Annotated in this window: 12 protein-coding genes; 6 read left to right on the top strand and 6 right to left on the bottom strand. The window is 65.9% G+C overall.

The genetic code is table 11. The features are described from left to right. Positions 1–128: 128 nt before the first annotated feature. The 3 genes from XH79_RS09410 to XH79_RS09400 form a co-directional block, all read right to left on the bottom strand. Positions 129–1,739, bottom strand: a complete 1,611-nt coding sequence (locus tag XH79_RS09410) for a Na+/H+ antiporter (RefSeq protein WP_271581495.1) — start codon at positions 1,737–1,739, stop codon at positions 129–131. A 56-nt stretch (positions 1,740–1,795) separates the two neighbouring features. Next, entirely contained in the window at positions 1,796–2,665 is an 870-nt protein-coding gene (bla, locus tag XH79_RS09405; RefSeq protein WP_271581494.1) for a class A beta-lactamase, read from the bottom strand. Between the two features lie 255 nt (positions 2,666–2,920). Beyond that, the gene (locus tag XH79_RS09400; protein ID WP_008540543.1) at positions 2,921–3,295 is read right to left on the bottom strand and encodes a nuclear transport factor 2 family protein; all 375 of its coding nucleotides are present in this window, start codon (positions 3,293–3,295) and stop codon (positions 2,921–2,923) included. A 94-nt stretch (positions 3,296–3,389) separates the two neighbouring features. Here XH79_RS09400 and XH79_RS09395 point away from each other — a divergent pair, with 94 nt between their 5' ends. Next, complete coding sequence (locus XH79_RS09395) at positions 3,390–3,818, top strand: GFA family protein (protein ID WP_271581493.1); 429 nt, start codon at positions 3,390–3,392, stop codon at positions 3,816–3,818. Positions 3,819–4,003: 185 nt separating this feature from the next. Continuing rightward, entirely contained in the window at positions 4,004–5,809 is a 1,806-nt protein-coding gene (locus XH79_RS09390; protein WP_271581492.1) for a caspase family protein, read from the top strand. Positions 5,810–5,842: 33 nt separating this feature from the next. Here the strand turns inward: XH79_RS09390 and XH79_RS09385 are convergent, their stop codons facing one another. Together XH79_RS09385 and XH79_RS09380 are read right to left on the bottom strand one after the other, a co-directional pair. Next, positions 5,843–6,535: a DUF1345 domain-containing protein gene (locus XH79_RS09385; protein WP_212340494.1), complete on the bottom strand. Its 693-nt coding sequence runs from the start codon at positions 6,533–6,535 to the stop codon at positions 5,843–5,845. Positions 6,536–6,544: 9 nt separating this feature from the next. Continuing rightward, the gene (locus tag XH79_RS09380; RefSeq protein ID WP_271581491.1) at positions 6,545–7,468 is read right to left on the bottom strand and encodes a polyprenyl synthetase family protein; all 924 of its coding nucleotides are present in this window, start codon (positions 7,466–7,468) and stop codon (positions 6,545–6,547) included. Positions 7,469–7,629: 161 nt separating this feature from the next. On the opposite strand from XH79_RS09380, the gene mtgA reads away from it, so the two are divergent. The 3 genes from mtgA to XH79_RS09365 all read left to right on the top strand — a co-directional run bounded on the left by mtgA (position 7,630) and on the right by XH79_RS09365 (position 9,451). Further along, on the top strand, positions 7,630–8,304 hold the full coding sequence (mtgA, locus tag XH79_RS09375; RefSeq protein ID WP_271581490.1) for a monofunctional biosynthetic peptidoglycan transglycosylase: 675 nt from the start codon (positions 7,630–7,632) through the stop codon (positions 8,302–8,304). Between the two features lie 169 nt (positions 8,305–8,473). Then, positions 8,474–8,656, top strand: a complete 183-nt coding sequence (gene rpmF / locus XH79_RS09370; protein ID WP_007598106.1) for a 50S ribosomal protein L32 — start codon at positions 8,474–8,476, stop codon at positions 8,654–8,656. Positions 8,657–8,800: 144 nt separating this feature from the next. Further along, the gene (locus XH79_RS09365; RefSeq protein ID WP_212340499.1) at positions 8,801–9,451 is read left to right on the top strand and encodes a hypothetical protein; all 651 of its coding nucleotides are present in this window, start codon (positions 8,801–8,803) and stop codon (positions 9,449–9,451) included. 204 nt (positions 9,452–9,655) lie between these two features. On the opposite strand, the gene XH79_RS09360 is transcribed toward XH79_RS09365, so the two are convergent. After that, on the bottom strand, positions 9,656–9,916 hold the full coding sequence (locus XH79_RS09360; RefSeq protein WP_212341520.1) for a hypothetical protein: 261 nt from the start codon (positions 9,914–9,916) through the stop codon (positions 9,656–9,658). Between the two features lie 221 nt (positions 9,917–10,137). On the opposite strand from XH79_RS09360, the gene XH79_RS09355 reads away from it, so the two are divergent. After that, positions 10,138–11,832, top strand: a complete 1,695-nt coding sequence (locus XH79_RS09355) for a bifunctional diguanylate cyclase/phosphodiesterase (protein WP_271581489.1) — start codon at positions 10,138–10,140, stop codon at positions 11,830–11,832. Positions 11,833–11,928: the final 96 nt, after the last annotated feature.

The following is an 11,928-nucleotide window of genomic DNA, read 5'->3' as shown; positions in this document are numbered from 1 at the left end:
GACGAGAAGTCGTGTTGCGAACTGACAACCGCGAGCCTTCGCCAAACTCAATCCTGTGGTAATGGGTCCTGGATCGGCGCTCGCTCCGCTCGTTTGTCCAGGACGACAAACGATTGTGGCGAGGGGGGTTACAGCGGCCCGCCTCGATACTCCCGGTTCGCCAGGCTCGCCTCCTCCAGATCCAGATCCCGCTCGATCCGCCGTCTCGTCTCGTCGGTGATCTGGCCGTCGCGGAGGAGGTCGTGGATGAATTTGCGCTCGGCCTCGATCAGGTTGCGGGTCAGTGCGGTGCCTGCGGCGGAGACGTCATGATGGGCGGGATCGAGTGAATCCGGCAGCTGGTTGACGCGGATCTCGTGGCGCGCGCGCAGCAGCCGCATCACCTCGTCGGAGATTTCCTTTTCCGCGGTCAACGCATCGAGCGACTTCAGCGCGGCCTCGAGCGCCTGGCGGCGCGCGGCGATCTCGGCCTCGTGCTCGGCGGTATGCTCGTGACGGCCTGCCTCGGCGACGCCGAGCCAGCGCACCACCGGCGGTAGCGTCAGGCCGACGCCGATCAGCGTCACGAAGATGACGCCGAAGGCGACGAACAGGATCAGGTCGCGATAAGGAAAGGCCTCGCCGCCGGGCAGCGTGAACGGCAGCGCCAGCGCCGCCGCCAGCGATACTGCGCCGCGCACGCCGGTGAAGGCGAGCACGAACGGCCATTGCCATGGCGGCGACGGGTCGCGCTCGCGCAGCGATTTGGAGAGGATCCGTGGCAGATAGGTCGCAGGATAGAGCCAGGCAAAGCGCGCGGTCACGATGATCGTCAGAACGACGGCGGTCGCGATCAGGATGTCGTCGAGCGGAAACGCCTTCGACTTCTCGTAGAGCGCGCGCATCTGGAAGCCGGTGAGCAGGAACAGCAGGCCCTCGATCAGGTAGATGATGAGGTCCCAGAAGAAGATGCCCTGCAGGCGCGTCGCCGAGGAGATCAGCAGCGGGCCGTTCCAGCTGACATAGAGGCCGCAGGCGACGGTCGCGATCACGCCGGAGCCGCCGACATGCTCGGGCAGCCAGTAGGAGACGTAAGGCGTGATCAGCGACAGCGTCAGCTCGACCTGGGGATCCCTCGACCATTTGCGGAAGCGCAGCGAGAGCCAGCCGACGCCGATGCCGAAGGCGATCTCGCTGGCAACGATCAGCAGGAACTCGCCGGCCGCCAGCGGCAGCGAGAAATGTCCGACCATGATGGCGGCGAGCGCGAAGCGGTAGAGGATCAGTGCGGTGGCGTCGTTGGCGAGCCCTTCGCCTTCGAGGATGACCAGGAGCCGCCGCGGCATGTTGAGGCGTCGCGCGATCGCGAGCGGCGCCACCACGTCGGGCGGCGCGACGATGGCCCCGAGCAGGAAGCCCACCGTCAAGGGTAGGCCGATCAGATAATGCGTGGCGGCCGCCACCAGAGCCGCGGTGAAGATCACCGCGCCGACCGCGAGCAGCACGATCGGCCGCAGATTGTTCCTGAACTCGCGCCAGCTCATGGCGACGCTCGCCGAGTAGATCAGCGGCGGCAGCACCATCAGCAGCACGAGTTCCGGCGGCAGCTCGACCGGCGGCATGCCCGGCACGAAGGCGAGGCCGACACCGGAGAGCATCAGCAGGATCGCAGGAGCAATGTTGAAACGGCGGGCGACCAGCGCGGTGCCCGCCAGCACCGCGAGCAGGATCAGGAAGGTCTGGAATTTCGCTGCGATCATGGCCTGTCTTCACCCGGAAGCGGCCAGGAGGTCAACATGAGGTCAATGCGGTAGCCCTACGCCAGCCGCTCCGCCACCATGCGTCCGATGCGGGCAAATGCGGCCGCGATCTGCGCGCCATTCGGCGTGCCGCCCTGGGTATAGGCCGCGATCAGGATCGGCGCATCCGGCTTGTTGTCCAGCTTGGGCCAGACGACCGCGATATCGCCCGACGCATCCTTGCCGTTGTTGCCGGTCTTGTCGCCGATGGTCCAGTCCGCCGGCAGGCCGCCGCGCAGCCGGTTTGCGCCGGTCTTGCAGTTCACCATCCAGTCGGTGAGCTGGACGCGCGATTGCGCCGACAAGGCTTCGCCCGTCACCAGCCGGCGCAGATTATTCGCCATCGCGGCCGGCGTCGTGGTGTCCTGGGGATTGCCGGGCCGGGAACGGTTGAGCTCGGGCTCGTTGTGGTCGAGCCGCGTGGTGGTGTCACCGAGCGATCGCCAGAACGCCGTGAGCGCGGCCGGCCCGCCGATCCGCGCCAGCAGCAGATTGGCGCAGGTGTTGTCGCTGAGCTCGACGATGGCCTTGCACATCTCGGCGACCGACATCCTGCCGGCCGCGAGATTTTGTTTGGCGACCGGCGCGTAGTCGAGCAGGTCGGCCTGGCCGTAGGGGATCATGGCCGCAAGCTGCTCCTCGCCGCGATCGACCCGCGCCAGCACACAGGCCGCAAGCGAGGCCTTGAACGTCGAGCACATGACGAACCGCTCGTCGGCCCGCCAGGCGAGCTTCTTGCCGGTCGCCAGATTTTCCGCATAGAGCCCGATCCGCCCGCCGCTGTCGCGCTCATAGGTTTCGAGCTCCGGCGGCGCCTCCACGGCAAGCGCGGGAGAAGCGGCGATCCAGCAGAGCGAGGCGAGCAGGGAGCGACGGTCGAGATGCATGGTGACTTTCAGGTGAGTGGAGGCGGGAAATGTAGCGGATGCTGCATCCGCGTCGTCATTGCGAGGAGCGACTTGTCCGCCGTAGCTCGCAGAGCGAAGGCGGAAGCGACGAAGCAATCCAGCCCGTTTCCGCGGAGGGATTCTGGATTGCTTCGTCGCAAGGGCTCCTCGCAATGACGCGGCGAGAGTGGCGCTCGCAATGACGGAGAATGGGGGGCAAGCGCGTCCGAATTCGGGCAGCGCGAGAGTGCTTCCTCACTCCCTCAGATCATACCTGTACGATTTCGATACGATCTGCCAGCCGTCGGCGAGCTTCATCGCCACCAGATAGTCGGTGAAATAGCGCGGCGGCAGCTGGCAGCGGACCTTGATGAAGGCGGTCTTGTCGTCCGAGCGATCGATGGTGACGATGAAATCCTCGCGCGGCTTGCCTTCGGCCTTGCCGGAGGGGCGCTTGCGCACGCGATCGAGCCAGTCCGGCACTGTCAGCACCTGCAATTCGCCCTTCTCGACCCAGCGCAGATCGGCGGAGGGATGGAAGATGGCGCCGAGCTTTTCGGCATCGCCTTCATAGAGCCCGTCAAAATAGGATTGCACGACGGCTTCGACGCTCGAACGGTTCTGGCTCATGGGTCATCCCTTTGCATGATGGCTTGGTCGGAACTTAGTCGTACACATCAAAATGCGCTATGGGTGTGTCAGCCATTTGCGCGCAGGCCTCGCCATGACCGGATCAGAAAATTCGAACGCTAGTATCCTGCGCGGCGAATGCTATTGCCGCACGGTACGCTTCGAGGTGGCCGACGCGTTCTCCTATGCGATGAACTGCCACTGCTCGAATTGCCGCCGTACCACCGGCTCGGCCTTCAAGCCGTTCGCCGGCATCGCGCAGGACAAGCTCCGCATCGTGCGGGGAGCTGATCAGCGCATGATCTACGGGGACGACACCACCCATGACGCCCACTGTGCCCGCTGCGGCTCGCTGCTTTATTCCCGCGTGCGCGAGGGGAAATGGGTCCATGTCGCCATGGGAACCCTGGTCGATACCCCCTCGATCCGGCCGAGCGCCCATATTTTCGTGGGGTCGAAGGCGCCCTGGCACGAGATTACGGACGATCTGCCGCAATATCGGGGGCATGTCGGCGATCCCTAGAGGGAACCCAGCCCGCGCCCCGCTTGTGTCGCCGAACCCCGGCCGCGCTGGCGCGACAAACATAGAGGGTCTTTCGGCCTGTCGTCGAAGCCGCCTTCGTGACCTCCATCACAAGCGCCGGCGATTGGTCCTGCTAAAGCGATCCCAAAGGGACCCCGATGGCCCTGAACTTCGGAAGTCGTGTCATGCGCAATCTGCTCAGACTTTGTCCGCTTCTTCTTGCTGCCGCGCTGCTGTTTGGCACTGATCCCGCTTTTGCCGGAAAGCGCGTCGCGCTGGTGCTCGCCAACTCGGCCTATCAGCACGCGCCGTCGCTCGCCAATCCCGTCAATGACGGGGCGGTGATGGCCAAGACGCTGAAGGAGGCCGGTTTCGACGTCGTCGAGTCCCGCCACGATTTGTCCGCCCAGGATACGCGGCGTGTGCTGCGCGACTTTGCCGACGCGACCCGCAGTGCCGACATTGCCGTGGTTTACTACGCCGGTCACGGCATCGAGGTCGAAGGCTCCAACTATCTGATCCCCGTCGACGCCAAGCTCGAGCGCGACACCGATGTCTACGACGAGGCGCTGTCCCTCGACCGCGTCCTGGTCGCGGTCGAGCCCGCCAAGCAGCTCCGCCTCGTGATCCTGGACGCCTGCCGCGACAATCCGTTCGGCAAGACCATGAAGCGCACGATTGCTTCGCGCGGCATCGGCCGCGGCCTTGCCCAGGTCGAGCCGACCAGCCCCAACACGCTGATCGCCTATTCGGCCAAGGCCGGCTTCACGGCGCAGGACGGCGACGGCGCCAACAGTCCCTTCACGGTTGCGCTGTCGAAGCATCTGACGACGCCGGGCCTCGATGTCCGCCGTGCTTTCGGCTTCGTGCGCGATGACGTGCTCAAGTCGACCGGCAACAAGCAGGAGCCGTTCGTCTATGGCTCGCTCGGCGGCGACGACGTCCCGCTGGTGCCGGTCAAGGCGGTGGCCGCAGCGCCTGTGGCGAATCCGCAGGCCGACATCCGCCGCGACTACGAGCTCGCGCTCCAGGTCGGCAACAAGCCGGCGTGGGAAGCCTTCCTCGCTCAACATCCCGACGGCTTCTATGCGAATCTCGCCAAGCTGCAGATCGACAAGATCCAGGCCGAGCAGGCCCATGCGGCGGCGATCGAGAAGGCGAAGCAGGCCGAGGCCGAGCGCGATCGTCTTGCCGCTCTCGGTGCGCAGAAGGATGCGCAGGCCAAGGCTGCGGCCGATGCGAAGGCCGCCGAGCAGGCGCAGCTCGCCGCGCAGAAGGCCAAGGAGCAGGCGCAGCAGCAGGCGGCCGCCGCCGAGCAGCAGCGCGTCAATCTCGCCGCCGCGGCACCTGGCACCGCGCCGGCCAGCACCGCGAGCCCGGCCGGCACCAACGTGGCCTCGCTGACGCCGGCGGTGACGCCAGCCGATCTCAGCCGCTCGGTGCAGACCGAGCTTGGCCGGGTCGGCTGCTACTCCGGTCAGGCGGACGGCAACTGGAATACGTCCTCGCAGCGCTCGCTGTCGCAATTCAACCGCTATGCGGGCACCAAGCTCGACGTGAAGGTCGCGAGCACCGACGCGCTCGACGTGGTCAAGTCAAAACCGTCGCGGATCTGCCCGCTGGTCTGCGAGCACGGCTTCAAGGCCGACGGCGACAAGTGTACGAAGATCGTCTGCCGTGAGGGCTATGCGGTCAACGACGACAATGAGTGCGAGAAGCAGCGCGCGGCAAAGCCGGCCAAGCCCGCGACCGCGAAGCGCGATGATGGCGATGAACGACCCGCCCGGCAGCGTCGCCAGGCCGGCGGTGCGGCTGCGGGCGGTTATGGTGCCGCTGCGGGCATTGCTGCCGCCGCCGGTGCCAGCCGTCCCTCGGGTGGGCAGGTGTTCTGCAACAGCGGCGGTTGCCGTCCGGTCAGCCGCGGCTGCCATCTCGAATTTCGCGGCGGCGGCGGTCCTGGCAACGACGCCAATGTCGAGGTTTGCCGCTGACACCACTGGATCCCGGCCTTCGCCGGGACGACGTCAAGCCGAAATTGCGCTCGCCGCGATGTTGACCGTCAGCGCCAGCAAGGCCGTGTTGTAGATGAAGGACACGATGCCATGCGCGGTGGCGGTGCGGCGGATGGTCTTGTCGGTGATGCCGACGTCGGAGACCTGTGCGGTCATGCCGATCACGAAGGAAAAATAGACGAAGTCCCAATAGTCGGCGTGGTCTTCCTTGTCGCCGCTCGGAAACTGCAGGCCGCCCGGCTTGGCGTTCCTGTAATAATCATGGGCGTAGTGTAGCGCGAAGGTCGTGTGCACGGCGGCCCATGACAGTGCGATCGTGGTGATCGCGATGGTCAGCTCCAGCACCCCGCGATGTGGCGTGCCGAGCTCGGAGACGATCGCCGCGATGCTGGCGAAGGCGCCGATTGCCGTCACCAGCAGGATCACGAAGCGGCCGTCGTCCTGCATCGCGGCGGCGCGACGGATGTGCTGGTGGTCGTTGCACAGCATCATCGCATAGACCAGCACGAGGTAGACCGCGATCAGCGCATCCCAGCCGAACAGCAGCCGCGTTACCAGCCGGTGCGAGCCCGGCAGCAGCAGGCTGACCAGGATGCCGGCCGCGAGCGCGATGAAGGTCCGCGGCCGTGCATAGATCAGCCGCACCGGCCGCGACATTTTGCGGAAGCGGACGAGGACGGGGTCTTCTTTGCCCTCGACCGCCATCGGTCTACGTCAGCTCTTCCGCTCGGCGACGAAGCGCGCGGCGGCTTGCAGCACGGCGGCGCGGTCGCCGAAGATCGACACGGCGCTGTCGGCCCGCGCCAGCAGGTCGCGCACGCGCTGCTTGGCGCCTTCGATGCCGAGCTGGGTGACGAAGGTGGTCTTGCCGAGCGCGGCATCGGCGCCGGCCGGCTTGCCGAGCGCGGCGGCATCGCCTTCGACGTCGAGCAGGTCGTCGGCGATCTGGAAGGCTTCGCCGAGCGCGCGGCCGTAATCGTCGAGCGCCTGATATTCTTTCTGCGAGGCCTGGCCGAGGATCGCGCCGGCGACGCAGCCGTAGCGCAGCAGCGCGCCGGTCTTCATCTGCTGAATGCGGGCGACGTCGATCGGCTCGTTGCCGCCGAAGCGGCCTTCGCCGGCGAGATCGAGGATCTGGCCGCCGACCATGCCGCCGATGCCGGCGCAGCGCGCCAGCGCGCGCGTCAGCAGCAGCCGCACATTGGCGTCGCGATGGATCTCGTCGCGGGTAACGATGTCGAAGGCGAGCGTGAGCAGGCCGTCGCCGGCAAGGATCGCGGTCGCATCGTCGGTCTTCTTGTGCAGGGTCGGACGTCCGCGGCGCAGGTCCGAATTGTCCATCGCCGGCAGATCGTCATGGATCAGCGAATAGCAGTGGATGCATTCGAGCGCGGCGCCCACCAGCAGCGCGGCTTCGCGCGGCACGCCGAACACCGCTGCGCTTTCGACCACCAGGAACGGCCGCAGGCGCTTGCCGCCGTTGAGGCTCGAATAGCGCATTGCGTCCATCAGTCGCTTGGGCCGGGCGATCTCATCGGGCAGGATGTCGTCCGACAGCAGGCGCCCGAGCAGGGCTTCGGTGTCATCAGCGGTCTTGTCCAGACGTTTGGCGAAATCGGACGGGGACGTGCCGGTCATCAAGAAAGGCTCCAGAACTAAAATTCGGCGGGACAATCCTTTATGCGCCCGCCCCAGTCAATCGTTTGGAAGGCCTAAAAAGTGCTGGAAAAGGCCCGAATTATCACAGACTTAATGGTCCAGCCCGTGGCCGCGGTTCAGTTTGTGCCGGAAAGGTCGATTTGCGCATCGTCAAAATCCTGCTGGTGGTGCTCGCGGTCGTGGTCCTCGCGCCCTATGTGATCGCGCCGTTCTACCGCACCGGCCATCCGGTTTCGACGCTGATGGCCTGGCGCAGCTTGCGGGGCGCGCCGATGCAGCGGGAGTGGATCGATCTGGCCGACATGTCGCCTTATCTGCCGCGCGCGGTGGTCGCGGCCGAGGACGCCCATTTCTGCAAGCATCACGGCATCGATTGGGGCGCGCTGCGCGAGGCGATCGACGACGCGAGGGAGGATGGCACCGCGTTCCGGGGCGCCTCCACCATCACCCAGCAGGTGGCGAAAAACCTGTTTCTCTGGCAGGGGCGGGACTTCGTCCGCAAGGCGCTCGAATTCCCGCTGGCGTTGTGGATCGACCTGGTGCTGCCCAAGGCCCGGATTCTCGAAATTTACCTCAATATCGCCGAGCTTGGCCCCCAGGGCCAGTTTGGGGTGGAGGCGGCCAGCGCCTATGCCTTCGGCAAATCGGCCGAAAACCTCTCGCCCCGGGAGGCCGCGCTTCTGGCCTCGATCCTGCCGAATCCGGTCAAACGCAGCGCCCGGACCCCGGGACCGGGTGTCCGGCGGCTGGCGGCCACCTATATGGCGAGGGGGCAGGCGAGCTCGCTTGTGACCTGCTGGCGGGAAAATCGCTGATTTCGGGCCCTTTTCGGACGTATTTTCCGGTCCAAGAGCCTAGCTTTACGGCCAACCTTCCTCTATAAGCCCGGCCTTGATCGGCATTCAGCTCGCCTCGTATTGCGGGTGCTGAGCCGTCCCTTCCCGGACGATGCCCCGATAACACCAATCCCTAGAGGATATTGAAATGGCCGTTCCGAGAAGAAAAACCTCGCCGTCGCGCCGTGGCATGCGCCGCTCGGCAGACGCCATCAAGAAGCCGACCTATGTGGAAGACAAGGACTCCGGCGAGCTCCGTCGTCCGCACCATCTCGACCTCAAGACCGGCATGTACAAGGGCCGTCAGGTCCTGAAGAAGAAAGAGTCCTGAGTTCAGGACCTTATCTTTGGGCAGGATGATTAAGCCTGCCTGATTGCGGCCAACCCATGAGATATGGCAGTGACGGCGGCGGAGCCAATGCTTCGCCGCCGCATTGTCCTGTCTGGATATCTTGATCGAGAAGGCATCTCGCCGATGGTCGGTTTCCCGCTGCTTCTGATTCCGCTCGCGGTCTACAACATCATCGCCTTCCTGATGCCCAGCGTGTCCTTCTCGGACGTGCTGTTCAAGGTGCCGATGATCACGGGCGAGACCTGGCCGGTCACGCTCGCCGATCTCCTGCTTGCGCTCGGCGTCGTGCTGCTGCTGCTCGAGGTGGTCAAGGGCGCGCGGCCCGGCTCGAAATTCCTGATGGATCATCTGCTGTCGCTGATCATATTCGGCGCTGCTGCTGCCGAATTCGTGATGTGGCCCAAATTCGGCAACTCCACCTTTTTCCTGCTGGTGCTGCTGGCGATGGCCGATTTCCTCGGCGGCATCGCCCAGCGCACGCGCCGCCGCGTCACCTATGTCGCCGAGACGACAGTACCGGCGCCGCGCAAGGCCAAGCGCCGGGCCGAACCGCCGGCCGATGAAGTTGTGGCCGAGCCCAAGTTCGAGCCGGTCTCCACGCAGCAGGAAACGCCGGCCGCGCCGCCCGCGCCCACCGCGCAGTCGGTCGCCGAATCCGTGCTGATGGACCATCCGGCGCCGAAGCCGGCGAGCCCGCCGTCGCCGGAAATCCCCTCGCCGCATTTGCAGCCGGGCAACGGCACGCCGCCGTCCCCCGACGCGCCGCCGCGCTGATTTCTCTGCATTCGCTCGCATCTCACCGCGGCGACAGTGTGCTCCCTCGCCCCTTCTTACGGGGAGAGCGTTGGGGTGAGGGGCCTCTCTCCACGGACGATATAGCCGTGGGACCTGTACCCCCTCACCCGGATCGCAAGAGCGATCCGACCTCTCCCCGCAGGCGGGGAGAGGTAAGAAGCGCCGTCTCACTTCAAATCAATCTCAAGCCACCTGCCGCGTGCGGGCGGTGACGCTTCCGAGCGGGCGCTTGCTGCCATAGGCTATCCGCGCATCTTCGGACGAGGCGCGGCGGAGCCGACTGGCCTGGGGCAGGTGCTCGGCGTTGGCGATCAACTGAGTGACGAAGCTCGGATCGGGGCGGGCCAGCGGCACCTTGTGGAGCCATTGCACAGTCGGGATCAGCGGCACCAGGGCCGTGCCCATGCTGCCTGCCGCCTCATCCGATCGATCAGTACTCAACATCGCGATCACCGTTGATCCGGCGGCACTGTCGCGTTTCGGGACGCGAACCGCCGGTGCGTGTCAGTACTCGCAAGGCCTATGCCGGGCGGGCCGGTTTGGTTCCCTGGTCACTTCACAACGTGGTTTCCAAATTGTTTATCAACTTTGCCTAGGGTCGAAGGCGAATCTGGCTCTATCCTGTGCCGGCTCAGGACTCCCTGCTGTCCCGAAATGAGGCGATTTTGACCCCCGCATTGCCGCAAGCCTCCGACATCCTGGCCGCCCTCGGTCAGGCCGTGTTCGCCTGGGACATCGCCAGCGATGCCATCGTCTGGGGCGAGCAGGTCAGCGCCGTCTTTCCCGGCATCCCCCCTGAGCGGCTCGCCACCGGCGCCGAATTCGCCAAGCTGATCGAGCCCGCGCAGTCACTGCGGACCGCGGCACTGGCGCAGACCTCCCCCGTGCACGGCACCGACGGCACGGCCTACCGCGTCGAGTACGGCGTGCGCATGAACGCCTCCGACCCCGTGGTCTGGATCGAGGAGACTGGCCGCTGGTTTGCCGGCGCCGACGGCCGCCCCACGCGCGCGATCGGCTCCATCCGCATCAACAATGAACGCCACGCCCGCGACGAGGAATTGACCAAGCTCGCCCGGCTCGATCCGCTGACCGGCGAACTCAACCGCTCCCATCTGATCGCGGCGCTGGCCGAGGCGATCGAGGAGACGACCCGCTTCCGCTCGACCGCGGCCTTCATGCTGGTCGGCATCGATCATCTGGCCCGCGTCAACGATGCTTTCGGCTTCGATGTTGCCGACGCGGTCATCCTCGACATCGCCAAGCGCATCCGCTCGCGCCTGCGCGGCGGCGACGTGCTCGGGCGCTTCTCCGGCAACAAGTTCGGCCTGATCCTGAAGAACTGCACCATCGACGACATGAACGTCGCCGCCGAGCGTTTCCTCGCCGGCATCCGCGATGAGGTGGTGCCGACGAAATCCGGTCCGGTCTCGGTCACCGCCTCGATCGGCGCGGTGAGCCTGCCGCGCTATGCCCGCAATACCGACGAGGCGGTCAATCGCGCCCATGAGACGCTGGATGCCGCCAAGCGCCGCCGCGCCGGCTCGTTTGCGGCCTGGCGTCCGGATGCCACGCGTGATGCGCAGCGTCGCGTCAACATCCGCGTCACCGACGAGATCGTCACCGCGCTAAACGAGCGCCGCATCAAGCTTGCCTACGAGCCGGTGGTTGCAGCCGTCTCGCGCCAGCGTGCATTCCACGAATGCTTGGTGCGGATGGACCAGGGCGACGGCCAGGTGCTGCTCGCACCCGACATCGTGCCGGTCGCCGAGCGGCTCGGTCTCATCCGCCTGGTCGATCACCGCGTGCTAGAGCTTGTGGTCGCCGAGCTTGCGGCCGCGCCCGATGTCAGCCTCAGCCTCAACATCTCGCCCGACACCACCATGGATCCGGACTGGTGGGCGGGAATCGAGTCGCTGATGCTGGCCCATCCCGGCGTCGCCGAGCGGCTGATCGTCGAGATCACCGAGACGGTCGCGATCCAGGACATCGATGACGTGCGCGGCTTCGTCACGCGGCTGAAGAATTTCGGCAGCCGCATCGCCATCGACGATTTCGGCGCCGGCTACACTTCGTTCCGAAACCTGCGCAAGCTCGGCGTCGACATCGTCAAGATCGACGGCGCCTTCGTGCAGAACATCACCCACTCCGCCGACGACCGCGCCTTCGTCCAGACCCTGATCGACCTCGCCCGCCGCCTCGACATCAAGACCGTCGCCGAATGGGTGCAGGACGAAGAAGCCGCCAACATGCTGCGCGACTGGGGCTGCGACTACATCCAGGGCCGTCTAATCGGACTTGCTTCGGCCGAGCGGCCGTGGAGTGTGGCGGCCGACAGCGTATTGCCGGCGGCAAGCTGAGACATCGTAGGGTGGGTTAGCCGGCGGCTGCGCGAAGCGCAGGCCGGCGGTGTAACCCACCACTTTTGTCGCCGCGCGAGAAAAGGTGGATTACGC

The organism is Bradyrhizobium sp. CCBAU 45389, from assembly GCF_028128625.1.
In the GTDB taxonomy this organism is placed as follows: domain Bacteria; phylum Pseudomonadota; class Alphaproteobacteria; order Rhizobiales; family Xanthobacteraceae; genus Bradyrhizobium; species Bradyrhizobium liaoningense_B.
The sequence above is the reverse complement of the archived record's forward strand: the minus strand, read 5'-3'. Positions and strand labels throughout refer to the sequence as shown.